This is a genomic window from Kribbella sp. NPDC003505, assembly GCF_040610875.1.
GTDB lineage: Bacteria > Actinomycetota > Actinomycetes > Propionibacteriales > Kribbellaceae > Kribbella.
Genome location: NZ_JBEXNA010000003.1, coordinates 47,295 through 73,591 on the forward strand (window position 1 = coordinate 47,295; position 26,297 = coordinate 73,591).

A 26,297-nucleotide genomic window follows, 5' to 3' on the forward strand; every position below is an offset into this window, starting at 1 on the left:
CGTTGTTTACGTAAACATCGTCGTCAGGACGGTAACTTGTCGGCGTCACGTATGTCCACCGGGACCAGCACCGGGACCAGCACAGTGATCAGCACCGGGACCAGCACCGTGGTCAGCGCCGGGTCCGTCGGCGCGGGCGCGGCGCGGCCGTGCTCTGCCGGACGATCAGCGGCGCCGGCACGGTGCCGTGGTAGCCGGTCAGCTGCTCGCGGCCGCCGAGTTGCCGCATGATCACCTCGACCAGGTCGTGGCCGATCTGGTGGAACTCCTGCCGGACCGTGGTCAGCGGCGGCCAGAGGTGGGCGGCGAGGTCGATGTCGTCGAACCCGACCACGCTCACGTCGTCGGGCACCCGGCGGCCGGCCTCGTGCAGCGCGTGGATCAGGCCGGCGGCCATCTCGTCGTTCGCCGCGAAGACCGCCGTCACGTCGTCGCGCCGGGCGATGCTGCTGCCGATCCGGTAGCCCGCGTCCGCCGACCAGTCGCCGGCGAACGCCTCCGGCACCTCCCGTCCGGCGCTGCTCAGGGTCTGCCGCCAGGCGGTCGCCCGCAGGTTCGCGGGGCCGGAGTCGCTCGGCCCCGCGATGTGGTGCACGGTCGGATGCCCGAGGTCCAGCAGGTGCTGGACCGCGGCTCGGCTGCCGCCGGCCTGGTCGGCGCCGACGGCCGGGTGCTGCCCGACGAACCGCGAGTCGGACACCGCGACCGGCAGCGTCGGCGGCAGGGCCAGCGCGGCCGGTGTCGCGGTCTCGGCGCGGATGATGATCAGACCGTCGATCGCCTGGTGACTGAGGTGCTGGACCGCCTCGCTGACGTCGCTCGACGACGGGGTCTCGACGTCGACGAGGCTCACCGAGTAGCCCTCCCGGCGAGCGGCCTCGATCACGGCCTCGATCGTCTTCGACTCACCCGTGCGAATGACCTGGTGAGCGATCAGGCCGATCGACCGGAAGTTGCCCTGGCGCAGGGCCCGGGCGGCGAGGTTCGGCGCGTAGCCCAGTTGCCTCATCGCGTCGAGCACCCGCTCCCGGGTCTCGGCCCGGACCGGCTCCGAGCCCGTGGAGACGCGGGACACGGTCTGCGACGACACCCCGGCCAGCCGCGCCACGTCGCCGATGGACGGTCCCGACTTCGGGTGTCCCTTGGCGCCGCGGCGCGCGCCTTTGACCTCGCTCGACATGGCATCAGCATAGGCGGGCGTCAGTTACCGCGAGCCACCATCAGCCAGCTGACCTGGATGTCGGGGGAGCGGGTCGGAGTAATCGTCACCGTGAGCTTTCCGTCGGTCCCGACCGTGATCCCGCCGTACGTCGCCGCCACACCGGTGCCGGTGAACAAGCGCTGCTGGTCGACGACCGAACCGTTGACGGAGACCTCGGCGGCGCGGTTGGCCCACGGCCACGGGTCGTAGTAGCCCGCATGGACGGCGTAGGTGCCGGGCTCGAGGTTCCCGAACGTGTAGACCAGCGGCTCGTGGTTCTTCGCGTATCGCAAGGTGGTATAGAGGTCACCGGTGCCGGCCGGAGCGCTCGAGCCGGTGTAGCCCCAGTGTGTGCCGGTGACGGGATCAGTGCCGAGCGGCTGCTCCGGCGCCGAGTTGAGCAGTGGCTGCTCCGTCGACGCGACCTGGGTCAGGCGGGTCCAATCGGGTGTCGCCGTCCCGCCGGCATTCACGGCGTACCGAAGACCGTGCGGCACGACCACGACCGATCGGGTGAACGTCCTGCCGTCCGCGAGTGTGCCGCGCAGCGTCGCCGGTCCCGGTTGCGCGATGCTCGCCGCGTCCCAGGTGACCGCGACCTGCTGGGATCCCGAGGCCGTCGTCACCGTGACGGCGGCGGGCAGCGTGCTGGTGTCGCCGAGCCAGACGTGGTCGGGGATCGTGCTCGTGACGGTCCAGCGCGTGTACGGCGTGAGGTCGCGCAGCGTCCACTCGGTGTCCGGGCCGATGCTCAGCGCGCCGCCTTCGCCGAACCTCATCGGCATCCAGACGTACGGCGCGTTGGCGAGGTCGTTCGGTGTCCACCGGTCACCCATGAACACGAACTTGTTCTGCTTCTGGTCGAGCGGGATCACGTTCGTGCTCTGCGAGTGGTACGTGGTCGCCGCGCCGTCGCCGCTGATCGGGACACCGCGATCGGTGAACTGCCCCAGGACGTTCTGCGAGGTCGCGTAGCGTGCCGGGTTCGGATCCCAGCCGGTGGCACCTGACGTCACCAGGTAGTAGGTGCCTTCGGACTTGAACATCGCGGGCGCCTCGCGCTGGTTGCACGCCAGCGTGCGGACGAAGTCCCTGCCCTGGACGGCGTTCTCCGGCGCCGCGGACAGGTAGGTGTACGACCTGTTCAGCTTGGAGATGTACATCGTCCGGTTCTCCTCGGACGAGTAGCTGATGTACGCCGTGCCGTCGTCGTCCACGAACAGGTTCATGTCCCGCGCCATCCCGCCGGCCGGGTCGAACGCCGACCCGCTGCCGCACCACGGCACCGAGTCGCTCGGCACCCGGTTGAGGCGGTACGAGTCGATCCAGCGGAACGGGCCCTTCGGCGAGTCCGCGATCGCCACCCCGGCCTCGGCGCGCGCGTACGTCGACGTGCTGGTCGGCGACGACGGACCGTCCGAGTGCACCCACATGACCCACTTGCCGGTCGCCTGGTTGTAGATCACCTTCGGGCGTTCGAGGATCGACGGGCGGGCCCAGCCGTCGCTGCGGACGCTGTTGGTGGACAAGTCACGCCACACGACGTCCTTCTGCGCAGGCGTGTACTTCTTGTAGAGCTTCGCGAAGTACGGATCGTTCGTGAACTGGTCGGGCGAGTTCATCGCGCGGAGGGCGAGCCCCTGGTCCTTCCAGTTGTACAGGTCGTACGACGAGTACAGGTGCACACCCGGGCTGTCGTAGTACCCGTTGCTCCGGTCCTCGCCGTACCAGTAGTAGACGCGCCGGCCGTCGTCGTCCTTCGCCGGCACGACCTGACCGCCGTGGGCCTGGATCACCTTGCCGCTCGTGTCCAGCCAGGGCTGACCGGGGCGGAAGGAGGTGTTCGCGGTGGGTTCGGCGGAGTTGGCCGGTGACGCCAGGAGGCTGAGCCCGACCGCCGCCGGCAGCACACCCGCCCAGAGAGTTCTTCGTTTCACAGGGTTCTCAACCTTTCAGGCCTGTCTGGGCCACACCCTGCACGAGATACCGCTGCAGGAAGACGAAGACCAGGACGAGCGGCAGGATCGAGACAGCTGCCGCCATGAACAGTTGCGGGATGTTGATGGTCTGCGCGGTGACGAAGGTCGAGAGCGTGACCTGCACGGTCCAGGCGCTCTCGTCCTGGGCCACCACGAGCGGCCACAGGAACGAGTTCCAGCTCGCGATGAACGTGATCACGGCGATCGCCGCGATGAAGTTCCCGGAGTTCGGTACGACGATCCGCCAGAACGTCCCGCCGTACCCGAGGCCGTCGATCCGGGCCGCCTCCTCGAGCTCCTTCGGGAACGAGAGGAAGTACTGGCGGAACAGGAAGACGGTGAAGCCGCTGAACAGCGACGGGATGATCAGGCCGCGGTAGTCCGAGACCCACCCGAGCCACGACACGATCACGAAGCTCGGCACGAACGTCACCGCGCCCGGGATCATCAGCGTGGCGAGCACGGCGTAGAAGATCTTGTTGCTGTGCGGGTGGTTGATCCGGGCCAGCGCGTATCCGGCCAGCGAGCTGACCAGCAGGGTGCCGGCCGTGGTGAGGACGGCGACGACCGCGGAGTTCCGCAGCGAGCTGAGCATCGGGATCTCGGGGTCGCTGAACAAGTCCGCGAGGTTGTGCCACTGGATGTCCTTGGGGAAGAACGTCCAGCCCGGGGCGGTGATGTCCTTGGTGCTGGCCAGTCCGTTCCTGATCAGCAGGTAGAACGGGATCAGGAACAGCAACGTCATCACGAGCAGCACGGCCATCCCGGCGCCATTGGCGATCCGGTCGGCGAGAGTACGCCGGTAGCCGACGGCCTGCGGCTGATGGGAATCCATGGGAATCTCCTAGTCGCTGGGTCTGCCGAAGCCGAGGAGCTTGCCCTGCAGCACGGTGACGACGGCGATGATCGCGGCCAGGATCAGCGAGCCCGCGCTGCCGAGGCCGAAGTTCTGCTGACTGCCGAGCGCGAGATGGTAGAGGTACACCAGCGGTGGGCGCGCGTACTCGACCGCGCCGAGCAGGTTGTAGAACTCGTCGAAGGCCTGGTACGCCGCGATCAGGCACAGCAGCAGCACCGAGATCGAGGTCGGCCGCAGCAGCGGGAGGGTGATGTGCCGGAACACCTGCCAGCCGGGCTTGGCGCCGTCCACGAAGGCGGCCTCGTAGAGCTCGGGGTTGATGTTCTGCAACGCGGCCAGGAACAGGATCATGTAGAAGCCGGCCTGCAGCCACAGCCGCGCGGTCACGATGACCAGCCAGTACCACGGCGGATCCAGCGAAGCCAGCCAGCTGACCGGTTCCACGCCGATCCAGCCGAGCAACGTGTTCGCCATCCCGAACCGGACGCCGTTGAAGATCGACAGCTTCCAGATCAGCGACGCGACGACGTACGAGCAGGCGGTCGGCAGGAAGAACACCGACCGGAAGAACGCCCGCGCCACCCGGACCCGGTTCACCAGCACCGCCAGGAACAGCGACAGCGCGAACGTGGTCGGAACGATCAGGACGGCGAACGCGGTGAACGTCACCAGTGAGGAGACGAACGCCTTGTCGCCCAACATCGCGGTGTAGTTGCCCAGGCCAACGAATTTGGTCGGCGTCACGGTGCCCTGGGCGTCGAAGAAGCTGAGGAACGCGCTCCAGGCGATCGGGAAGTAGACGAAGACCGCGAGCCCGATCAGGAACGGCGCGATGAACAGCCAGAACGCGCGCCGCTGCCCGTGGATCGCCCGCGTTCTCCGTGCGCTCGAGGTGCGCCCGCCGACCGGGCGCACCTGTGCGGCAGCGGTGGTCTGCTGCGACATCAGCCGAAGATCTTGCTGAGCTCGGTGTTGATCTTCTGCACCGCGCCGGCCAGCTCGGTCTCGGGGTCACCGCCCTTGCCGATCACTCGCGTGACGGCGTCGGTGAGCGCGGTGCTCATCGCGGGTGTCCAGTTCGGGTCACCCTGGACCCCGAAGTCGGTGTTGAGCTTGACCGACTCGGCCGCGGGGCCGGACTGGAGCTTCGAGGCCTTCGCAGCCAGGCTCTTCCGCGGCGGGATGTGGAAGCCGTAGCTGAGCGACCAGTCCTCCTGCAGGTCGGTCTTGTCCACCCACAGCCACTTGGTGAACGCCTTCGCGGCATCGATGTTCTTGGACTTCGCACTGACGAACGCCGACCAGCCGCCGGAGACGACCGCCGGCTTGCCGCCGGCCGCGGCCGGGAACGGGAACGCGCCGATCTCGTCCGCGCCGAGCGCGGTCGACATACCCGGCACTGCCCACATGCCGATCCACTGCATCGCGCACAGGTTCTGGTTGATCGCGGACGGATCCCACCAGTCGGTCGGCGCACCGAGCAGCAGGCTCTTGTCCGCGGCGAACTTCCGGAGCTTCAGCAGCACCTCGGCGACCTTGGCGGGGTCGAAGCCGATCTTGTGGTCGGCGGTCAGGAACCGGCCGCCGGTCGAGTAGATCGCCGCCGTGGTCAGGCCGCCGCCGGTGTTGTTGGCGTCGTTCCCGGCGAACAGGCCCTTGACCGACTTGTCGGTGAGTTCCTTCGCGGCCGCGATCAGGTCGTCGAGAGTCTGCGGCGGCTTGATGCCCTTCGCCTCGAACAGGCTCTTGCGGTAGTAGAGCATCTGCGGGTCGTTGATCATCGGGATTGAGTACAGCTTCCCGTCGATCGAGTTGGCGGCCAGATCGCCCTCGGCGTAGTCGTCCTTGACGTCGGCGATCAGGTCGTCGAGCGGCACGACCTGACCGGAGCTGACCAGTGAGCGCTCGAGGTGTCCCTCGAAGGCATCGGGCCCGTTGCCGGACGAAAGGCCGCTGGACAGCTTCGCCGGGTAGTCGCCGGGGATCCATTGGATCTGGACGGTCGCGTCGGTGTACTCGGTGGCGTACTTCTTCGCTGCTTCCTGCGTCCCTTTCTCGCCGTACTGGTGGTACCACTGGCTGAGCGAGACCTTGCTGCCGCCACCACCAGTGGCAGCAGCTCCAGTTCCCTTGTTGGAGCCGCAGGCGCCCAGCACCCCTGCGGCGGCCAGACCGAGTGCTCCGCCGAGCACGGCGCGGCGGGAGACGTTGGCGGGCGGGGTCATCGTTACCTCCGGAGAGCCAAGAATGTTTACGTGAACAGAAGGTGCCGATGATTAGAGCGCCCCTGTCGATCCGGCGTCAAGAGCCCGCGTCCGGGAATTTAGACTGATCCGGTTCAGTTCGCGAAGCCCCTGATTTGCTGGTGTTTGGGCGACTCGAAAGGTCTGCTCGCGGCGCGGAGGTGCCGGCCTCTTGACGTCCGTGCCGTCGTGGGCCGATGATCTGGCCGAGTCGGTCTGTTTGCGTAAACAGCGTCCCGGACCGACCGTGTGCCCGGCCGCTGCCGGTCGTCAATAAGCTGGAGCCATGGAGTCGCCCGAGATCATGCTGGATGCCGGCGTCGCGGTGCGGGACAGGACGTGACCGGTGCGGAGCATCTGGCCATCGTCGCGGCCGGTCTCGGCGCCGGCGTGCTCACGTCCACCGTCGGTGTCGCGTCATTGGTCAGCTTCCCGGCCCTGATCGCGCTGGGGATCCCGCCGGTGGTGGCGAACGCCTCGAACACGATCGGCCTGCTGCCCGGCGCGCTGAGCGGCTCGTTCGGGTACCGGCGGGAGCTGCGCGAGGTGTCCCGGCCGACGACGATCGCCGTCGTACTGACGTGCGCGATCGGCGCGATCGGCGGCGCGGCGCTGCTGCTGGCCCTGCCGCCCGGGGTCTTCGCGGCGGCCGCGCCGTGGCTGATCCTGTTCACCTGCCTGGTCGTCGGCGTCCAGCCGTGGATCTCCCGCCGGCTGCGGTCGCGGCACGAGACTCCGCCGGGAACGCGGGCGACGATGACGCCGGCGACGACGTTCTTCGCCGCGCTGACCGGGGTGTACGGCGGGTACTTCGGCGCCGGTGCGGGCGTGATGATGATGGCGGTGCTCGGCCTCGGCCTGGACCTCGAGCTGCGGGTCGCGAACGCGCTCAAGACCCTGTCCCTGCTGGCCGCGAACCTCGTGGCCGGCATCATCTTCGTGTTCGTCGCCGACCTGAACCCGACCGCGATCGTGTTGCTCGCGGCCGGGTCGGTCGCCGGCGGGTACGTCGGCGCGCACATCGGGCGCCGGCTCCCGAGCGGCCTGCTCCGCGCCCTGATCGTGGTGGCCGGCGTCACCGCCGCGGTCCTGATGCTCCGGTAGTCAGGAGTCCCGGATCGGCCGAGCGCCGCGATGCCCGGTCAGGAGCTGAAGGTCCGCACCAACCGGTCCCGCACCATCGCCGTCGAGTTGTTCGCCCCGGTGCTGGACCTCGTTGCCAGGTAGAGGGTGTTGAGCGGCGGCAGTTCGGGATCGGACAGCAGGACCAGTTCGGCGGCGGCCAGCGCCTCGTCGCACAGGTACGTCGGCAAGACGCTCGCGCCCGCACCGGCGCGGACCGCGGCGAGGACTCCGCGCAGATCCGGTACGACGAGGTCGGCGGTCCGGGTCAGGCGGGTGGAGAAGACGGTTCGCCAGTAGCGGCGGATGATCGGCGCCTCCTCGGCGTACGCGATCAGGGGGATCTTCCGGAGCGGCTCCGGTGAGCTGGTCAGCGTACCGGCAGACCACTTCGGCGCTGCCACGAGCGCGAAAGTCTCGTCGTAGAAGGGGGTCGCGCGGACTCCGGCGCGCCGCGGCCGGGTCGAGCTGATCACCAGGTCGAGGCTGCGGTCGACCAGCCGGTCCAGCAGGTCCTCCGGCAGGCCGAACGTCGCGCGGACCTGGAGTCCGTCGGCAAGGCGGCCGGCGAGCGCCGGCAGGACCATCGTGCAGAGGAAGTCGGACGGGCCGCCGAGATGGACAGTGGCCGCGGTGGGCGCGTCGAGTTCGTCGAGCAGCAGGCCGTGCAGGGCGTCGATCGGATCGGCGACCCGGCGGGCGAGCGGCTGGGAGAGCCCGAGCCGTTCCGCGCCGGCGGTGATCGAGCCGGCGCGATGCACGGCCAGGAACGTCCGGAGCAGGTCGAGGGACGGACTCATATCGGAAATCCTATGTCATACTGCGTCGATTCCTATTCGTCTGCGATGCCTCGTCGCTCGCATCATGAAGCCATGACACGCGTACTGATCGCTCTCACCAGTCACTCCCAGCTCGGCGACACCGGCCGTACCACCGGCTTCTACGCCTCCGAGGCGGCCGAGCCGTGGTCCGTCTTCACCGCGGCGGGCTTCGACGTCGACCTGGTCTCCGTCGCCGGCGGCCGTCCGCCGATCGACGGGCTGGACGAGGACGACCCGATCCAGCAGAAGTTCCTCGCGACCGTGGACCTGGAGCACACCCCGGCCGCGGCCGGCCTCGACGCCTCGGCGTACGACGCGATCTTCTTCGCCGGCGGGCACGGGACGGTCTGGGACTTCCCGAACGACGAGGCGTTGGCGTCGGTTGCCGCAGGCATCTATGAGAACGGCGGCGTGGTCGCGGCCGTCTGCCACGGCCCGTCGGCGCTGGTGAACCTGACTCTGTCCGATGGCCGTCACCTGGTCGACGGCAAGAACGTCGCCGCGTTCACGAACGCCGAGGAGGCCGCGGTCGGTCTGACCGAGGTCGTCCCGTTCCTGCTCGCCGACGCCCTGACCGCTCGCGGCGCGATCCATCACCCGGCCGCGAACTTCACCCCGCAGACCGTCACCGACGGCCGCCTCGTCACCGGCCAGAACCCGCAGTCCGCCACCTCGACCGCCGAGGCGGTCGTCGCAGTCCTCACCGCCTGAATCGTCCTCCTCAGGCGGTCGGATCCGGGCCCAGGGCAGCGTCCAGCAGATCGCCCAACTGCTGGAGTTGGGCGGCGGAGAGGGTGTGGAACGAGGTCGCGAAGACGTCGTTCACGGCCTCCTGGCCCTCGGCCCGGAGTCGCTCGCCCTTCGCGGTGAGGCGGTGTTTGACGGCGCGGCCCGGCCCGGGGAGGCGCTCGATCAGGCCGCGCTCGGCCATCCGCGCGGCCAGTGAACCGAAGGACTGGTCGGTCTGGAACGTCAGCACCGCGAGGTCGTGCAGTGACGCGTCCGGCTCGCGCTGCAGGTGCCGCAGCGTGTCCCACTGCACGAGCGAGAGCCCGAGCGGTGCGAGCGCGCGGCTCAGCGCGCGGTGGTGACGGTGTTGCAGGCGCTTCACGGCCAGGGCGACATCCGCGGGCTGGTGCTTCATGAGTCGACTCTACATCAGGTTGCTTATATCAGGAAGCTGATCTAAGGTTCCTTAGGTAGACAACCTGATGGAGTGATCATGAGTACTCGCACCCTCACGACCCGCGCCGGGATCACCGTCCAGGACCGGGATCGCGCCCGTTCGTTCCTGCTCCTGCACGGCGGAGGCGGGGTGCGGACCATGGACGGCTTCGCCGAACAACTGGCCGAGCACACTCGCTCCCGGGTCCTGCTCCCCACCCATCCCGGTTTCGGCGGTACGCTGAAGAGCGCCGGCCTCACCACGGTCGAGGCTCTCGCCGCGGCGTACGTCGAGCTGCTCGGCGAGCTGGATCTCACCGACGTGACCGTGATCGGCAACTCGTTCGGCGGCTGGCTCGCCGCGGAGATCGCGCTGCAGCAGAGCCCTCGGGTGAGCGATGTCGTGATCGTGGACGGGATCGGCATCGAGGTCGACGGACATCCGCTGACCGACGTCAGCGGCCTGTCGCCGGCCGAGCTCCGGGCGCTCTCGTTCCACGATCCGGCCAAGCTGCCCGTGCCCCCGGCAACTGGCGGTCCCAGCCCCGACGTGCAGGCACTGATCGGCTACACCGGCCCGACCATGTCCGACCCCACGCTGCTCGATCGCCTCGGCGCCATCGACGGGCCGGTGCACGTCCTGTGGGGCGAGAGTGACCGCATTGCCGACCCGGAGTACGGCAAGGCCTACGCTGCCGCGATCCCAGGGGCGACCTACACAGTCCTGCCCGCAACTGGTCACCTGCCCCAACTGGAGACTCCCGAGGAGCTCCTCCGTGCGCTCCTTGCGCTCACCGAGAGAAGCTCTGTGAGGTAGGGGCGATCGCTGCAGTGAGGTGCTCTCTAGACTGGCGGCCAGGGTCGCAGAGGAGAGAGTGCTGGATGAGCGACGTGCTGGAGGCTGTCCGGGCGCGGCTGGTCGTCTCGTGTCAGGCATATCCGGGGGAACCGATGAACTCGCCGGCCACCATGCGGGCCGTGGCCGAGGCGGTGGTCGCGGGAGGGGCCGCCGGTGTGCGGGTGCAGGGCATTGCGGACATCGCCGCGATCCGTACGGCGGTCGAGGTGCCGCTGATCGGTTTGTGGAAGGACGGCCGCGACGACGTGTTCATCACCCCGACCCTGGATCATGCGCTCGCGGTCGCCGGGGCCGGGGCTGATGTCGTCGCACTCGACGGGACGCAGCGCCCGCGTCCGGATGGTCGCAGTCTCGCTGAGACCATCGAGGCGCTCCACGACCGCGCCGGCACGCTGGTGATGGCCGACTGCTCAACCTTCGAGGAGGGTGTCGCTGCCGCGCAGGCCGGTGCCGATGTCGTCGGTACGACGCTTTCGGGCTACACGCCGTACACCACGAAGACCGACGGGCCCGACCTCGACCTTGTGGCCCGGCTGGCCGCGGCGATCAGCACTCCGGTCGTCGCCGAAGGCCGCATTCATACCCCGGACCAAGCCGCCCAGGCCATCGCGGCGGGCGCCTGGGCCGTTGTCGTCGGCACGGCGATCACTCACCCCGCCACGATCACCAGCTGGTTCGTGAACGCTGTGGAGTGAGTCAGCCGCTGGAACCAGCGATCGCACTGCTGGTTGCTCAGGGCAAGCATCGCGGCGGCGGGTCAGCGGGTGACGCGGTCCACGCGGTGGCCGGTCCGATCGAAGATGTGGATGCGGGAGGTGTCGAGGGCGAGGTGGACGCGGCTGCCGCGGGCCAGCTCGGTGTCGACGGGGAGTTCGACGACCACGTCGGCGCGGCGGTGCGTGGCGCCGTGCGGCTCGGGTGCGGGTGGGGTGGGTGCGGCCAGCCCGGCGCGCGAGCGGAGTCTGCTCAGGAACGACGGCGTACGGTCGGCCGCGGGAGCGGCGTGGGCCGGAGCCGTGCGGCCGACGCGGTCGGGGTCGACGACCTCGATCCCGCAGTGCACGAAGGCGATCGACTGCTGGCCGTGGAACTCGAAGGCGCGGATCGTGCCGGTCAGCTGATTCGGGGCGTCGTCGGTCAGGCTGAACGCGTTCGAGCGGGCGCCGACGATCACGGCGGCGCCGTCGTGGTGCCGCAGGATCAGCGACCGGCGGTCGGTGGGGTCGAGGGAGATCGACTGGTGGCCGAGGTCGAGGGCGACCCGGTGGTGCGCGGTGACCCGGACGGTGGCGGCCAGCAGGTTGATCCGCGGCGTGCCGAGGAAGCCGGCCACGAACGCGGTCGCGGGATCGTTGTACACCTGCGTCGGCGTACCGACGTCCTCGATCCGGCCGTCGCGCATCACCGCGATCCGGTCGGCCAGGGTCAGCGCCTCGACCTGGTCATGCGTGACGTAGAGCGTGGTCACGTTCAGGTCGCGGGTCATCGCGCCGATCTCCTGCCGGAGCTCGGTGCGCATCGTGGCGTCGAGGTTCGACAACGGTTCGTCGAGCAGGAACACCTGCGGCCGGCGGACCAGCGCGCGGCCGATCGCGACCCGTTGCCGCTGACCGCCCGACAACGTGCGCGGCATCCGGTCGAGCACCGACTCGATGCTGAGGATCTGTGCGAGGCCCACCGCGGTGGATCCGGCCTGGACGTCGTTCTGCCCGGCGACCTGCAGCGGGAACATGATGTTCTCCTGGACCGTCCGGTTCGGGTACAGCGCGCCGGTCTGGAAGACCATCGCGACGCCGCGTTCGCGCGGCGCGAGCCGGGTGCCGTTGGTGCGCCCGAACCACACCTCGCCGGCTGTCACCCGCTCGAGACCGGCGATCATCCGCAGCAGGGTGGTCTTCCCGCAGCCGGAGGGACCGAGCAGCACCATGAACTCGCCGTCGGCGACGTCCAGCGACAGCTCGTCGACGGCCAGGTGTTCGCCCTCGAACACCTTGGACACCGCGTCGAGCCGGATCGCCGTCATGTAAGGCTTATACGGGAAGGTGCGGTTCACCGGCAAGCATCGGGCCGCCCGCCAAGTGATTGCGGGCGGCAAGATCCAATCCTTAACTGTTGCTACAAGCAATCAATCGGCCGTTGACAACGACGGCCGCCGGCTCGCCGACGGCGCCGTCCGAGGTGCTGGTCAGCTGGACCAGATCGGCACGGGCACCGACCTCCAGGCGGCCGCGGTCGTGCAGGCCGAGCAGGTCGGCCGGTGTCCGCGTGGCCATCGTCACCGCGATGTCGAGCGGGAGTCCGCCGGGACCGGTCGCCCACCGCAGGCAGTCGAGGAGCGAGGCGCCGCTACCGGCCAGGTACGGCGTGCCCTGGAGGCGGAGGCTTCCGTCATGCCCCACGGTGACCGCACCGCCGACCGCGGTCCGGTAGTCGCCCGGTGCGCATCCGGCCAGGGCGGCCGCGTCGCTGGTGAGAACGCATCGCTGCGGACCTTTGGCGCGCACGAGAGCGGCGAAGGTGTCGGCGGGCAGGTGATGGCCGTCGGCGATCAGTCCGGCGGTCAGGGCGTCCTCGGTGAGTTGGGCCCAGATGGGGTTGTGGTGGCGGTCGATCTGGGCCGGGAGCCCGTTGCCGAGATGGGTGGACAGCCGCCCGCCCGCCGCCGCGAAGGCGTGGATGTCGGTTGCGGTCGCGAGCGAATGCCCGACCGAGGCGAGGACAGGGCTCGTCCCTGACGCGCGCGTGCCTGCCCTGGCGGTGAGGCGGCGGGTGAAGTCGATGGCTCCCTTACGTTCGGGAGCCAGTGTCATGATCGCGATCGCGCCGTCGGCCGCGGCCTGCCAGCGGTCGAACTCGGCGGCGTCGGGGTCGCGGATGACCGCCGGGTCGTGCGCGCCGCGGGCACCTTCGGCGGACGAGATGTACGGCCCCTCCAGGTGCAGGCCGGGTACGCCGTACGCGACGTCGGGGTCGGCCGCGCGGGCGGCGGCGGCGCGCTTGACGAGGGTGGTCGTGGTCGCGTCTGCGGCGGAGATGATCGTCGGGTAGACCGTGGTCACGCCTTGTCCCCACAGGGCGCGGACGAGGTCGGACAGCTCGCTCGCCGGGCGGGACGGGTCGTTGACGTCCAGGCCGCCGTACCCGTTCAGCTGGATGTCGACCAGACCCGGGATCAGCAGCAGGTCCGGCGCCGACGGCTGGTCGGTGATCTCCTCGATGCCGTCGGCCGAGAACCGCACCCGTACACCGCGGCCGGTGGCGGTGCGTCCTTCCAGGACCTCGCTCGTCACAAGTTCTCCTCACCATCGGGTTGCGGACAACCCAACTGCATCCGGCGACCCGCAGCAAGGACACTGATCGCGACGCCGCGACCGGCGAGTTCGGTCGCGGGCCGTGAGACACCCGGGTCAGGCGTGGACGAGGGCGGTCCGGAGCTGGCGGCGTGAGGTGATGCCGAGCTTGGAGAACGTCTTGCGAAGGTGCCACTCGACGGTGCGCGGGCTGATGAAGAGCTGGGCGGCGATCTCCGGATTGGTCAGGCCGTCCCTGGCCAGGCCGGCGATCTGCGACTCCTGCGCGGTCAGGTCGTTCGTGGTTTCGGGCGTGCGCTTGCGGACGGTCTCGCCGGTGGCGAGCAGCTCGTGGCGGGCGCGTTCGGCGAACGCCTCGGCGCCGATCGCGGCCAGCTGCTCGTGGGCGGTCCGCAGGTGCTCGCGGGCGTCCTGACGGCGGCCTTCGCGGCGCAGCCATTCGCCGTACAGCAGCTCGGCGCGGGCCGATTCGATGCGCAGACCGGTCCGGCTCAGGTGGTCGATCGACGCGCGGTACGCGTCCTCGTCGTTGGTCAGCAGTGCTCGCGCGCGGGTCTGCATCCCGCGGCCCCAGTCCGTCGGCGCGGCGGCGACGCGCTCGTGGAGCCAGGCCAGCGCTGTCTCGACGAGCTTGGTGTCACCGCTCCGCGAGGCGGCCTCGGCCAGTTCGCCGATCACCAGCGCGCTGTACGCGACCACGTCCTGCTCGAAGACCTGCAGTGCCGCATCGCGGGCGGTCTCGTACCGTCCGAGGCCGTTGTTCAGCAGCGCGCTCGTGTACGTCGCGATCGCGGTCATCCGGCCCTGGCCCTGGGCGCGGGCCTCGCGGATCATCGCGTCGATCAGTCCGGTCGCCTCGGCCTCGTGCCCGCGCAGTGCGGCGAGCTGCATCCGGCCGATCCCGAGCACCCGGTTCCCGGTCGCGGCGCCGATCTGCTGCTCTTCCTCGACGTACGCCGTCGCGGCCGCGAGGTCACCGGTCATCGACACCACGTTGGCGCGGAAGTTCAGCGCCCACTGGAGCTGGACGAGGGCGCCGCTGTCGCGGGCGATCCGTTCGTGGCGGGCGGCCAGCTCGAGCGCCGCGTCGAGGTCCCAGACGTCGATCGCGACGATCCCGCTGGCCCGGCTGCCCGCGAGCCACAGCCAGCCGCGGACGTCCTCGGCCTCGCCGGCGCTCTGCCGGGCGTGGTCGACGGCTCTGACCAGCTGGGCCGCGGCGTCGGCGTACCCGCGGGTGAAGCGGAGCGCGAGCGCCTGCAGGAGCAGGTCTCCCGGCGGATCCGACGGCGCGGGCGCCGGCGCGGCGGCCGCGGCCTCACCGAGGATCCCGGGTGCGTCCGGGCCGCTCGCCCAGATCGCGGCCGACATCGCCTCCAGGTACGCGACCCGGGCCTGGTCGTGGTCGAGCGGCTCGAGCCGCCGCGCCGCGTCGACCAGCGTTTGCGCGGCCTCCGTCGCGTGCCCGCGGTCGAACGCGATCTCGCCGCGCAACCGCGTGATCTGCGCGTCCCGTACGGCGTCCGCGGGCCCGGCGGATGCCGCGCCGAGCAGCTCCAGCGCGGCGTCGAGCCTGCCGGCGCTCCGCTGGGCGGTCGCGGCGGCCAGCACCCGGGCGGCCCGGCGGTCCGGGTCGATCGTCAGCGCGGCGGCTCGCTCCAGGAACGTACCGGCCGCGAAGAACCCGCCGCGGGCCCGGGCGCGCTGCGCGGACCGCTCGAGCTCGGCGGCGACGTCCTCGTCGGGCGTCATGGTCGCCTGCGCCCGGTGCCACGCGCGGCGATCGGGGTCGGTCTCGGGATCGGTGACGTCGGCGAGGGCCCGATGAACGGCCAGCCGCTGCTGCGGTGTCGCCATCCGGTACGCCGCGGAGCGCACGAGCGGATGCCGGAACCGGATGTGCCGGCCGAAGGTGATCAGCCCGGACTCGATCGCGCCGGCCGCCGGGTCGGCGCCGAGTCCGAGCCGCTCGGCCGCCTGCCACAGCAGCGTCGGGTCGCCCAGCGGCTCCGCGGCCGCGGTGACCAGGAGCAGCCGGGTGTCAGGCTCGAGGACTTCGAGGCGCCGGACGAAGCTGTCCTCGATCCGGCTGGCCAGGCTGCCCGCGGTCGGACCGCCGGCGAGCTCCGCGGCGGTCCAGGCACGCGGGAGTTCGAGCAGGGCGAGTGGGTTGCCGTGGGTCTCGGCGACGATCCGGTCGCGGACCCGCGGGTCGATGGGTCCGGGGAGGACGGATTCGAGCAGCGCTCGCGCATCGGTCTCGTCGAGGCCGCGGATCGGCAGCTCGGTCAGGCCGGTGAACGCGTGGTCGATGCCGTCGCGGACCGCGAAGACCATCACCACGGATTCGGCCGCGAGCCTGCGGGAGACGAAGGCGAGGATGCGCGCGGACATCAGGTCCAGCCACTGCGCGTCGTCGACCACGCACAGCACGGGCCGGTCGCCGGCGGCGTCGGAGAGCAGGTTCAGGACCGCGAGACCGATCAGGAACTTGTCCGGCGCCGGGCCGCTCACCAGGCCGAACGCCGTACCGAGCGCCTCGCGCTGCGGTGCCGGCAGTCGCTCGAGATGTTCCAGGAACGGCTGGAGGAGCTGGTGCAGGCCCGCGTACGCGAGCTCCATCTCGGACTCGATCCCGGCGGTTCGGGTGATCCGGCAGCCGTCGGCGCCGGCGACCAGGGCGTCCAGCAAGGCCGATTTGCCGACACCGGCCTCGCCGGTCAGCAGCAGCACCTGGCTGCGGCCGGCCTTCGCCTCGCTGACGAGCCCCCTCAGCACTTCGGTCTCCCGCTGCCGGCCCCTGAGCTCTCGATGCTCGCGATCTGCCATCCCCACGCCGGTCAGCGTAGCCGGGCCGGCCCGGGTTCACTGGTCAGACCAGTACTACTGGACCGCGCGCAAGTCGGGCGACCGTCGCGTTGCCGGTCTGCTGGAGCCAGGTGCGGTCCGCTGTCAGGACGGTCAGGGCCGCGGCGGCGGACTCGGCCAGCACGGCGCTCGCGACGGCGCCGGTGACCGCGCTCCGCCGTACGTCGACCTCCGGGTACGCCGTCTGCCACGCGGTGACGTCGGCCGGACCGGTCTGCAGGATGGTCAGACCAGTGCCCCGCCGCCACGCCGCGCCGAACGCGAACCCCAGCGCATCGGATCGGTCGTGGCCGTCGACGGCGACGACCACACGCCCCGTGGACGGTCCGGCCGCGTGGTCCGAGGTCAGCCCGACGACTGCCAGGGAGCCCGTCGTACGGCGGACCAGCCGCCGGGCCAGGCTCCGTTCGAAGCTGCGGCCGTGCCCGATGACCACGAGCGCACCGGTGCTCTCACGGGTCTCGTTCAGCAGTGCGGTGGCCGGGCGGCCGGGGAAGACCGTGGTGGAGATCCGCAGGCTCGGGAAGATCTGCCGCACGTGGCCCGCCGCCTCGTCGACGACCTCCTCGGCTGCCTCCAGGTCCCGCTCGTCGACGGTCAGCTCACCGAGCGGGTCGAGCAGGTGGGGCCGGCGGAACGCGTGCACGATGCGCAGCTCGGCGCTCCGGGCGGCGGCTTCGGCCGCAGCCCACTCCAGCGTGTCCTGGGTGTCGAGTAGGACGACCACTGGGCCGTAGTACTGCTTCATCGGGGTGCCTCCCTGGATGCTCTTCGGTGTGACACCACCGTCTCGTCACAGGCAGGTGCATCACACCAGGGAGAACCACGGGCCTGTACCCCTGGGGATCAGGGCGGATCTCGTCTCAGGGGTCGAGCAGTTGGAGCGCCTCCGTGATCGAAGCGGCGACCGGGGCACCCGTCGTGTGCAGCGCTTGCGGGGTCATCGCGCCGGTGGTGACGAGCACGCAGCGGGCGCCGGCCGCCTGGGCCGCCTCGGCGTCGTCGACGACGTCGCCGATCAGGACGACCTCGGCCGGATCGAGCTGCTGCGCCTCCAGATGCCGGACCAGGCTGTCGGCCTTCGAGCCGCCGCCGACCTCGCCGGGCAGCCCGTCGATCCGGGTGAAGTAGGTCGTCAGCCCGTAGTGCTCGACCGTGGGCGTGAGCCGCGAGTGGAACCACATCGACAGCAACGACTGCGTCCGCCCGCTCGCCGTGCAGGACCGGAGCACCTCGTGCGTCCCGGCGGCCAGCTCACAGGTGTGCAGCAGCGCGTCGTACCGGTCGTGGTAGAGCTTGTCGACCTGCTCCCACTCGGCCTCGTCCAGGGTGCGCCGCAGGATCTGCTCGTACGACAGCCGCATCGGCCGCGCGTAGGCCGCCTGCCACTCGCCCCAGGTCAGCTCCACCCGTCCGAACCCGGCACAAACTTCGTTGACGGCAGCCAGGACGGCGTGATTGTCATTGAGCAGCGTCCCGTTCCAGTCCCACACCACATGTCGCACCGAGCAACTGTAAACGGCCAAACCGAACCGAAAGGCGGCCCAGTGGGTTCCAATGCTGAGTTCAGGCCGGCGGCTGAGGTCGCGGACAGGTTTCACGCCGAGGTGGTCGCGCCGCTGGTGGGGGACGTCGGCTATGCGGCCGGACTGCTCGGGTGGGGGTCGGACGTTCTCGGGTACGACACCGAGCGGTCGATGGACCACGGCTGGGGACCGCGGCTCGTCGTACTGGTGGACGCGGCCGACGTCGAGCGCGTGCGGAAGGCGGTCGACCACGGGCTGCCCGACGAGTACGACGGGTATCCGGTGCGCTTCGGTTGGGACAGCTACGCGCCGCGGCATCACGTGACCGTCGCGACGCTGGGGGACTGGTTGCGGGGACAGCTCGGCTTCGACGCGTCACAGGGCATCGGGATCGGCGACTGGCTGGTGACTCCGCAGCAGCAGCTTCTCGGTGTGGTGGCCGGCCGGGTGTACGCGGACGACGGACGGCTGGCCCGGATCCGTGAGGCACTGGCCTGGTACCCGGACCAGATCTGGCGGTGGACCCTGGCCTGCCAGTGGTCCCGTGTCGCGCAGGAGGAGGCGTTCGTCCAGCGCACGCACGAGGTTGGTGACGAGCTCGGGTCGCGGGTCGTGGCTGCCCGGCTGGTGCGGGACCTGATGCGCCTGGCCCTGTTGCAGGCCAGGACCTACGCGCCGTACAGCAAGTGGCTCGGTACGGCGTTCGCGCGGCTCGATCAGCCGGACGGGCTCGACGTCGCGCTGACCGACGCGGTCGCGGCGACGTCGTACGCCGAGCGCGAGCGGGCGCTTGTCACGGCGTACGAGCTGGTCGCCCGGCGGCACAACGCGCTCGGGATCACCGACCAGCTCGACCCGGCTCCGCGGCCGTACTTCGACCGGCCCGCGATGGTGCTCGGCGCGGACCGGTTCGCGCAGGCGTGTCTGGCGACAGTGACCGACGAAGCGGTGGCGCGGCACGGGCTGATCGGGTCGATCGACCAGTTCGCGGACAACACCGACGTGCTCGGCAATCCGGCGGCGTTCCGGAGGCTGGTCTCTGTCTATCGTTGACCGATGACCCTCGCCAGGCACGTCATCAACTCGGTCACGACCACCGAGATCCGCTACGACTACCTCCGCACGATCGGCCGCAACTCGTTCCTCGGCAGTCACGGGAGCGGCGGCCGCACCACGGCGTACGTCGTAGAGACCGACCGCGGCGCGACGGGCTGGGGGCTGCCGCTCCACGACGCAGACCCCAGCCGGCTCGTCGGACGGAACCTCGCAGAACTGATCGACCCGGACCGCGGGGTGATCGACCCGGCGGCCGAGTTCCTCGACTACCCGCTGCACGATCTCGCGGCGCGGATCCTCGACGTGCCGGTGTACGCGATGCTCGGCGGCGCCGGATCGCCCCGGGTGCGCTGCTACAGCGGCGGGATCTACCTCGACGACCTCGACGGCGGGCTGGATGCGATCCGGGCGAATCTCGCCCAGGACCACGAGTTCGGGTTCCGCGACTTCAAGCTGAAGATCGGCCGCGGGCATCGCTGGATGGATTCCCACGGCGGTCTGCAGCGAGACATCGAGGTGACCCGGCTGACCCGCGAGCTGTACCCCGACGCCGGGATCCTTGTCGACGGCAACGACGGCTTCAGCGTGAACACCCTGTTCGAGTACCTGGACGGTGTCGCGGACTGCGACCTGTACTGGATCGAGGAGCCGTTCGCAGAGCGCCGCCCCGACCTGGAGGCGCTCCACGAGTACCTGCAGCAGCTGCCGGTCCGCCCCAAGGTCGCCGACGGCGAGTACGACCCGAACGTGGAGCACGTCCTCCAGTTGGCACGCGACGGTCTCGTGGACGTGGCCCTGATGGACGTCACCGGCCACGGCCTCACCGCCTGGCGCCGCACCATGCCCGACCTGTCCGCCGAAGCCTCACCGCACGCTTGGGGCCAGCCGCTCAAGACCCTGTACGCCGCCCACCTGGCCGCCGGCCTCGGCAACATCCCGATCGTCGAAGGCGTCCCCGGCCCCGGCTTCTACACGCTGGAGAACGGCCACATCACCCTCACCGACCAGCCCGGCTTCGGCCTCAAGCAGCCGTAGCGCGGCGTCCGCTACATATCCAGGATGAGGTCTGTCGCCGGGCGGGAGCAGCAGAGAAGCGCCTGCCCGCTCGGAGGCGGTTCGAGTGGGGTGGGGGAGTACGTGAGGTCGCCGGACAGCACCGGGGTGATGCAGTTGTGGCAGACGCCGGTGCGGCAGCTCCACCGCGCCGGCACGTCACAGGCTTCGGCCAGCTCGAGCAGGGTGCCGTCGCGCATGGCTGTCGAGATCCCGCTGCGGGCAAATGTCACCAGCGGCCCGTTGCCGGCGGCACCGTCCGGCTGATGCGGCGGCCTGAGCGTCTGGCCGACGACACCGGGGTTCAGCGATGCCAACGCGCCGAACAGCTCCGTACGGACCCGAGTTACCCCTACTGCGGTCAGCGCTGCCTGCATATCCGCCATGAAGCTCTCAGGACCGCAGAGGTACGCCGTTGCATCTGGCGGCAGGTCCAGCTCGAGCAGCTTGTCCTTGGTCAGTCGGCCATCGACGGAGCTGTAGTAGATGTGCTCGTGAGCGTTCGGGAGCTGGGCGAGCAAGTCGTGTGCCTCCGCGGCGAACGCGTGCTCCGTCGGTCCGCGCGCGGCATGGATCCACCACACCTCGCGAGTACTCCCTGCCAGGCTGTGGAGCATCGCGAGGACAGGCGTCACTCCGATCCCCGCGGAGATCAGTAGCACCGGTCCGGTGCCGTCTTCGAGCAGAAACTCACCGCGTGCCGCCGCGACTTCCAGCAGACTGCCGGACGACAGCTGAGCCATGTAGGCGCTGCCGACCCCGTGCGGCTCCTGCTTGACGCTCACGCGGTAGCCGGGCGAGGTGGAGAGCGAGTAGCTGCGCACAGCCGCCGGCAGCCGGAACGTCAGGTACTGACCCGCCTGAGCCGCCGGCAGCTCACCGCCGTCGGGCGCAGCGAGCTTGATCGAGAACACGTCCCTGGCCTCGGCAACGACCTCCGTGACGCGCAGCTGCCGGAAGCCGTCCCAGGCAGGACCTGGCGCGTCCTCCTTGTCCAGAAGCTCGTGGAATGAGCCTTGCCACCCCGGGCTCATCGCCGGGATGCGCACGGCGATCCGTAGCTTCTCGATGTCGCGGTCGGGCAGGTACAGCAGGGCATCCGTGTCGGAGACGCTCAGGGCGCCCGGGCCGGTAGCCGTCTTGACGATCGGATCACCGGCCGCGATCTCGCCTTCGGTGATCACCCGGCAGTAGAACCCCGGCCGGTGGTGGCTGACCAGCAACGCCGGCAGCTCCGGCTCACCCATCCGCAGCCCGACCCGGTAACAGGTCACCCGCGGCTGGGTGACCTCCAGCTCGGCGCCGCCGATCCGGTACCGGTCGCCGATACAGACCTCGTCGTCGGGCAGCCCGTCGACGGTCAGGTTCTCGCCGAACTGTCCGTAGCCGAAATCGTCGCGTCCGAAGTGCTGCGCCCAGTAGCGGTAGGACTCCAGCTGGTACACCAGCACCGCGCGCTGCTCGCCACCGTGGCCGGCCAAGTCGCCCTGGCCGTCGCCGTCCAGGTTCAGCCGACGGACCATCACCGGCCCGTCGACCGGCCGCTTCCACACGCCGGTGTAGACGGTCTTCCCGTTCCACTCGACGTCCTTCGGCAGACCGACGTTCACCGACACCACAGTCGCTTCACTCATCCGGACAGCTCCTCCACCGAGAGGTCACCGCCGACATCATCTCGCGCCCCCGCAGCCCGGGCACTCCCCGGGCTGACTTCATTCGCCGAAGAGGCGGTCGATCGGGAGGAACCAGCGGAAGTCGACCGGGTCGCCGAAGGTGGCCGGGACCTTGCCGCGCGGCAGGATGATCGTGGCCAGGCCATTGGCGTGCCCAACGGCGTACAGGTAGCCCGTGCCGGTCGCCTTGTCGATTCCGAGCAGCAGTGTGCCGTAACTGCCGCAGTTGGTCGCGACCAGTGACTCGAAGCCCTGCCAGGTCGCGCGCCGGACGAGCTTCACGACCGGTTTCATCGGTGTGCCGGTCGGGATGTGGATCGTGTAGAGCGCACCGCCGCGAGTGGTGGCCAGGAAGGTGTCGTAGGTCCGCGTCTTGCTGATCAGCGCCATCGCCTTCACCGCCGCGAAGCCCGGGTACGACGTCTTGCCGCGCCAGACGCCGTTCGGGTCGACGGTCCACCGGAACAGGACACCGTCGGAGCGCAGCCCGTAGGTGTTCATCCGCCAGGGAGCGTCCTCGGAGGACACGGACTGCTCGACGGCGACGAAGTCCCGCCAGCCGCCGCCGATCCGGGTCAGCTCCGCGTGATGGACCTCGGCGGTCAAGCCGGCGTGGTATCGGGTGAGGTACAGCCCTGAGTCGATCACGACGTAGCCGGACACCCGGGAACCGCCTGGGTCCGGTTCGGCGCGCAGGGAGCTGCTGAGCCCGACCAGACCGGGCGCGAAGACCTCCAGCGCGACCTTCGAGTCTCTCGTCAGCGTAGGCGGCACAGTGCTTGTGACGACCTGGGCACGGTGGTCACCGTTGCTCGTGACCGAGCCGGCCGTGACCGAACAGGTCACCGTCGCGCGGTTCGGCGCCGCATCGGCCGGCCAGGCGAGCAGGCTGCCGGCCAGCCCGATCGCCGCCATCAGCGCAGTGGCGCGGATTCTCATCTCGGCCCCCTATTCACCGAACGGCGGTGGTTCGGGCTGCGAGATCCACCGGAAGTACACGCCGGAGCCGAACGATCCAGGGACCTTGCCACGCGGCTCGATGACGGTCGACGTTCCGCCGGCGTGCCCGACGGCGTACAGGTATCCGGCGTGGGTGTCGGTGTCGATCCCGATCACGAGCGTTCCGTAGATGCCGCACTTCTGCGCGAGCATCGCCTCGAAACCTTGCCAGCCCGACCGGCGGACCAGCTTGACGACCGGCTTCATGGGCGACGTCACCGGAATGTGGATCGTGTACAGCGCACCGCCCCGGGTGTTGGCCAGGAAGGTGTCGTACGTCGCGGTCGCACTGATCAGTGCCATCGACTTGACCGCGGAGAATCCCGGGTACGACGTCTTCTGACCCCAGTTGGCGGCGTTCCACCGGAACAGCACGCCGTCGCGACGCAGCCCGTAGACGGCGCCCCGTCGCACCGGCGGCGATGAGTAGGTGGAACGGTTGAGCGAGATGAAGCTGCTCCAGCCGCCGCCGATCCGCGGCAGCGCCTGAGCCAGAATCTCGCCGTCCGCGGTGACGATCGAATAGCTGTTGTACAGCGTGTCGCCCAGGACGACGAGCCCGCCGACGTCGTAGTTGCCCTCACCGTTCTTCGAGGACATTATCGGGCCGCTCAGCCGGGCAGTCCCCGGATACGGGTTGTTGATCCACAGTCCCAGCGAGCGGGTCGGCGGCACGGTCGAGAACACGGACCAGCCGTACTCGCCGCTACCACTGACCGCACCGACTCCCACCGAGCAGACGGCCGATGCCGTGGCCGACGCCGGCTGGATTGTCACGGCTCCGAATGCCAGACTCGCCGCGGCGAGCGCCCCGAGAAGTTGCACTTTTCTCGACATGTTCCTCCACCACCCCCCTGGTTGCCCCTGGGTCAACCGTCCTGGACCAGAACGGGGGTGTAGAGGGCCGAAGGTCCCGAGTCAGTGGGACCTGTTGGTCTCCGGGTCCTGTTCCACGCGTCGCCTGTGCTCGGCTGCATGCTCCAGTGATGTCTCGTCTGCCCACGACCACCTCGGTGCCGGTGTCGACGGGCCGTCGTACGGCAGGTCGGCGTAGTGCCTTTGGAGTTCCGCCAGTTCGGCGGTCAGCGCAGCGCGGGTCTCGGTGTAGGCCGGGTCCTCGGCGACGTTGACCAGCTCCTCCGGGTCCTTCTGCAGGTCGTACAGCTCCCACTCTGACTCGAACAGACGCTCCGACGAGCCCGGTACACCGAGGCCGGCGCCGTAGTAGTGGATGAGTTTGAAGTCCTTCGTGCGGATCCCGTAGTGCGCGGGGGCGTGGTGGTACGGGTCGTCGTGCTCCCAATACCGGTAGTAGATCGCCGTCGGCCAGTCCGGGACCTGCTCACCACGCAGGACCGGCAGGAAGCTCCGGCCTTGTGACGTGGGCAGGGCCGACGCCGCGTCCAGCCCTGCCATGTCGAGGAAGGTCGCCGCGAAGTCCACGTTGGTGACCATCGCGTCGCAGGTGCCACCGGCCGGGATCACGGACGGCCAGCGGATCATCATCGGCATCTGCAGCGACTCGTCGAACATCAGCCGCTTGTCGAACCAGCCGTGGTCGCCGAGGAAGAACCCCTGGTCGGACGTGTAGACGACGACCGTGTCGGCGCCGACGCCCTCCTCGTCGAGGACGTCGAGCAGCCGCCCGACGTTGTCGTCGACGGACTGGACGCACTGCAGGTAGTCGCGCAGGTAGCGCTGGTACTTCCACCGCATGCGCGCCTCCCGGTTGTCCGGGCCGCGCAGCTCGTCCGGCAGCTCCTCGCCGAGCTCGTCCGCGCCCAGGTCGTCCGCGACGGACATGCGGACGCCGCGGACCGCCTGGCTGCGGGTGCGGTGGTCGTCGAACAGCGTGCTCGGCTCCGGGATCGAACCGGCCGGGTAGAGGTGCTTGTGCCTCTCGTCCGGCACCCACGGCCGGTGCGGCGCCTTGTGGTGCACGAGCAGCAGGAACGGGCGGTCCGGGTCCCGCCGGCGGATCCAGTCGATGCTCTGGTCCGTGACGATGTCCGTCGCATACCCGGGCACGGTCGCCGCGCCGTCCGGCCCGATCATCAGCGGGTCGACGTAGTCGCCTTGACCGGGGAAGACGCGCCAGTCGTCGAAGTGCCGCGGCGCGGATTCCGGCCGCTCGCCGAGGTGCCACTTGCCGAACAGCGCCGTCTGGTAGCCGGCGCCCTGCAGCACCTCGGCGAACGTCGGCACCCGGTAGTCGATCTCGGTGAAGATCGAGGCGACGCCGTTCACGTGGCTGTACGTCCCGGTCAGGATCGAGGCCCGCGAGGGGGAGCAGATCGAGTTCGTGCAGTACGTCGCGTCCATCCGCACCCCGTCGCGGGCCAGCCGGTCCAGGTGCGGCGTGCTGTTGATCTTGCTCCGCGTGTCGTTGCCGTACGCCGAGATCGCGTGCGCGGCGTGGTCGTCGGACATCACGAAGACGATGTTCGGAGTCGGCATCACCTCACCCTAGGTCACCCGCGGCCGGATTTGGACATCGCTTACCGCCGGACCGCCGGTGGGCGTAGGTTTGCCGGTTATGGCCATGTTCGACCTTTCCCTCGACAAGCTCCGCGAGTACCGGCCCGAGGTGGCCGCGCCCGCCGACCTGGTCGACTTCTGGCGCCGCTCGATCGAGAAGGCGCGCACCGAAGACCTGTCCGCCACGTTCACCCTGATCGACAACAAGCTCGCGGTGATCGACACCTACGACGTCACCTATGCCGGTTTCGACGGCTCCCCGGTGAAGGGCTGGCTGCATGTCCCGGCCGGCGCGACCGGTCCGTTGCCGACCGTCGTGCAGTACCACGGGTACTCCGGAGGCCGGGGCTTCCCACACGCCACGACGCTGTGGGCGCAGGCCGGCTACGCCCACTTCGTGATGGACACCCGCGGCCAGGGGTACAGCGCCGGCGGCGTCGACGGGACGCCGGACGCCACGCCGTACGCCGGTCTGAACCACACGCCCGGGTTCATGACGCTGGGAATCACGGATCCGGAGACGTACTACTACCGCCGGGTCTTCATCGACGCGGTGCGGGCGCTCGACGCGGCCCGGACGTCGCCGCTGGTGGACCCGGACCGGATGGTCGTCACCGGCGGCAGCCAGGGCGGCGGCATCGCGATCGCGGCGGCCGGCCTGGCGCCGATCGCGGGGATCGAGCTGCTCGGCTGTGCCCCCGACGTACCGTTCCTGTGCCACTTCCAGCGGGCGCTGCAGATCACCGACAAGGACCCGTACGGCGAGATCACGCGGTACCTGAAGGGGTTCCGCCAGGACGTCGACGCGGCGCTCACCACGCTCGGCTACTTCGACGGCGTCAACCTCGGCCGGCTCGCCACGGCGCCGGCGCTGTTCTCGGTCGCGCTGATGGACCCGATCTGCCCGCCCTCGACGGTGTTCGCCGCCTTCAACCACTACGGCGCCACCGGCAGCGAGCAGAAGGACATCGAGGTGTACCACTACAACGAGCACGAGGGCGGCCAGACGTACCAGCAGCTCGCGCAGCTGGACTGGTTCGCGAAGGTCTTCGAGGCGTCCGGACAGTAGTCATCGATCGACCGAT

Annotated in this window: 23 protein-coding genes; 7 read left to right on the forward strand and 16 right to left on the reverse strand. The window is 69.9% G+C overall.

The features are described 5' to 3' along the window. Positions 1–112: 112 nt before the first annotated feature. From ABZX12_RS09285 to ABZX12_RS09305, 5 genes are read right to left on the reverse strand one after another with little or no spacing between them, the layout of a single operon-like run. The gene (locus ABZX12_RS09285; protein ID WP_355691409.1) at positions 113–1,180 is read right to left on the reverse strand and encodes a LacI family DNA-binding transcriptional regulator; all 1,068 of its coding nucleotides are present in this window, start codon (positions 1,178–1,180) and stop codon (positions 113–115) included. Between the two features lie 20 nt (positions 1,181–1,200). Continuing rightward, a complete protein-coding gene (locus ABZX12_RS09290; protein ID WP_355691411.1) occupies positions 1,201–3,138 on the reverse strand; it encodes a family 43 glycosylhydrolase in 1,938 nt (645 codons plus the stop codon). 7 nt (positions 3,139–3,145) lie between these two features. Next, positions 3,146–4,015: a carbohydrate ABC transporter permease gene (locus ABZX12_RS09295; RefSeq protein ID WP_355691413.1), complete on the reverse strand. Its 870-nt coding sequence runs from the start codon at positions 4,013–4,015 to the stop codon at positions 3,146–3,148. A gap of 9 nt (positions 4,016–4,024) precedes the next feature. Then, the gene (locus ABZX12_RS09300) at positions 4,025–4,984 is read right to left on the reverse strand and encodes a sugar ABC transporter permease (RefSeq protein ID WP_355691415.1); all 960 of its coding nucleotides are present in this window, start codon (positions 4,982–4,984) and stop codon (positions 4,025–4,027) included. After that, positions 4,984–6,264 (reverse strand): sugar ABC transporter substrate-binding protein, encoded by a 1,281-nt coding sequence (locus ABZX12_RS09305; protein ID WP_355691417.1) that lies wholly within the window; start codon positions 6,262–6,264, stop codon positions 4,984–4,986. Before ABZX12_RS09305 ends, ABZX12_RS09300 begins: the two co-directional genes overlap by 1 nt. A gap of 357 nt (positions 6,265–6,621) precedes the next feature. Here ABZX12_RS09305 and ABZX12_RS09310 point away from each other — a divergent pair, with 357 nt between their 5' ends. Next, entirely contained in the window at positions 6,622–7,386 is a 765-nt protein-coding gene (locus ABZX12_RS09310; protein WP_355691419.1) for a sulfite exporter TauE/SafE family protein, read from the forward strand. Between the two features lie 38 nt (positions 7,387–7,424). Here the strand turns inward: ABZX12_RS09310 and ABZX12_RS09315 are convergent, their stop codons facing one another. Beyond that, complete coding sequence (locus ABZX12_RS09315; protein ID WP_355691420.1) at positions 7,425–8,204, reverse strand: LysR family transcriptional regulator; 780 nt, start codon at positions 8,202–8,204, stop codon at positions 7,425–7,427. A 72-nt stretch (positions 8,205–8,276) separates the two neighbouring features. On the opposite strand from ABZX12_RS09315, the gene ABZX12_RS09320 reads away from it, so the two are divergent. Further along, a complete protein-coding gene (locus tag ABZX12_RS09320) occupies positions 8,277–8,936 on the forward strand; it encodes a type 1 glutamine amidotransferase domain-containing protein (protein ID WP_355691421.1) in 660 nt (219 codons plus the stop codon). 10 nt (positions 8,937–8,946) lie between these two features. On the opposite strand, the gene ABZX12_RS09325 is transcribed toward ABZX12_RS09320, so the two are convergent. Next, on the reverse strand, positions 8,947–9,369 hold the full coding sequence (locus tag ABZX12_RS09325; RefSeq protein ID WP_355691422.1) for a MarR family winged helix-turn-helix transcriptional regulator: 423 nt from the start codon (positions 9,367–9,369) through the stop codon (positions 8,947–8,949). Positions 9,370–9,447: 78 nt separating this feature from the next. On the opposite strand from ABZX12_RS09325, the gene ABZX12_RS09330 reads away from it, so the two are divergent. Next, positions 9,448–10,206 carry an alpha/beta hydrolase gene (locus tag ABZX12_RS09330; protein WP_355691424.1) on the forward strand — a complete coding sequence of 253 codons (759 nt, stop codon included), beginning with the start codon at positions 9,448–9,450 and terminating at the stop codon, positions 10,204–10,206. Between the two features lie 65 nt (positions 10,207–10,271). Then, complete coding sequence (locus ABZX12_RS09335; protein ID WP_355691426.1) at positions 10,272–10,943, forward strand: N-acetylmannosamine-6-phosphate 2-epimerase; 672 nt, start codon at positions 10,272–10,274, stop codon at positions 10,941–10,943. 62 nt (positions 10,944–11,005) lie between these two features. Here ABZX12_RS09335 and ABZX12_RS09340 read toward each other — a convergent pair whose 3' ends face one another. From ABZX12_RS09340 to ABZX12_RS09360, 5 genes are all read right to left on the reverse strand, one after another. Continuing rightward, positions 11,006–12,271 (reverse strand): ABC transporter ATP-binding protein, encoded by a 1,266-nt coding sequence (locus tag ABZX12_RS09340; RefSeq protein WP_355691428.1) that lies wholly within the window; start codon positions 12,269–12,271, stop codon positions 11,006–11,008. An 82-nt stretch (positions 12,272–12,353) separates the two neighbouring features. After that, a complete protein-coding gene (locus tag ABZX12_RS09345) occupies positions 12,354–13,538 on the reverse strand; it encodes an amidohydrolase family protein (RefSeq protein ID WP_355691430.1) in 1,185 nt (394 codons plus the stop codon). Between the two features lie 117 nt (positions 13,539–13,655). Continuing rightward, on the reverse strand, positions 13,656–16,388 hold the full coding sequence (locus ABZX12_RS09350) for an AAA family ATPase (protein WP_355692832.1): 2,733 nt from the start codon (positions 16,386–16,388) through the stop codon (positions 13,656–13,658). A gap of 43 nt (positions 16,389–16,431) precedes the next feature. After that, complete coding sequence (locus ABZX12_RS09355; protein ID WP_355691431.1) at positions 16,432–17,175, reverse strand: universal stress protein; 744 nt, start codon at positions 17,173–17,175, stop codon at positions 16,432–16,434. Positions 17,176–17,290: 115 nt separating this feature from the next. Further along, positions 17,291–17,932, reverse strand: coding sequence for an HAD hydrolase-like protein (locus ABZX12_RS09360; RefSeq protein ID WP_355691432.1), 642 nt, complete (start codon positions 17,930–17,932; stop codon positions 17,291–17,293). A gap of 42 nt (positions 17,933–17,974) precedes the next feature. Here ABZX12_RS09360 and ABZX12_RS09365 point away from each other — a divergent pair, with 42 nt between their 5' ends. Beyond that, positions 17,975–19,006 carry a DUF4037 domain-containing protein gene (locus ABZX12_RS09365; RefSeq protein WP_355691433.1) on the forward strand — a complete coding sequence of 344 codons (1,032 nt, stop codon included), beginning with the start codon at positions 17,975–17,977 and terminating at the stop codon, positions 19,004–19,006. 3 nt (positions 19,007–19,009) lie between these two features. Further along, a complete protein-coding gene (locus ABZX12_RS09370; protein WP_355691434.1) occupies positions 19,010–20,044 on the forward strand; it encodes an enolase C-terminal domain-like protein in 1,035 nt (344 codons plus the stop codon). An 11-nt stretch (positions 20,045–20,055) separates the two neighbouring features. On the opposite strand, the gene ABZX12_RS09375 is transcribed toward ABZX12_RS09370, so the two are convergent. The 4 genes from ABZX12_RS09375 to ABZX12_RS09390 form a co-directional block, all read right to left on the reverse strand. Further along, entirely contained in the window at positions 20,056–21,696 is a 1,641-nt protein-coding gene (locus ABZX12_RS09375; protein WP_355691436.1) for an MOSC and FAD-binding oxidoreductase domain-containing protein, read from the reverse strand. A 78-nt stretch (positions 21,697–21,774) separates the two neighbouring features. Further along, positions 21,775–22,674 carry a hypothetical protein gene (locus ABZX12_RS09380; RefSeq protein WP_355691438.1) on the reverse strand — a complete coding sequence of 300 codons (900 nt, stop codon included), beginning with the start codon at positions 22,672–22,674 and terminating at the stop codon, positions 21,775–21,777. Positions 22,675–22,683: 9 nt separating this feature from the next. Beyond that, positions 22,684–23,571 (reverse strand): hypothetical protein, encoded by an 888-nt coding sequence (locus tag ABZX12_RS09385; protein ID WP_355691440.1) that lies wholly within the window; start codon positions 23,569–23,571, stop codon positions 22,684–22,686. Between the two features lie 81 nt (positions 23,572–23,652). Beyond that, entirely contained in the window at positions 23,653–25,191 is a 1,539-nt protein-coding gene (locus tag ABZX12_RS09390) for a sulfatase (protein ID WP_355691442.1), read from the reverse strand. An 85-nt stretch (positions 25,192–25,276) separates the two neighbouring features. Between ABZX12_RS09390 and ABZX12_RS09395 the strand changes: the two genes are divergently transcribed. Beyond that, positions 25,277–26,281, forward strand: a complete 1,005-nt coding sequence (locus ABZX12_RS09395; protein WP_355691444.1) for an acetylxylan esterase — start codon at positions 25,277–25,279, stop codon at positions 26,279–26,281. The last annotated feature ends 16 nt before the right edge of the window (positions 26,282–26,297 follow it).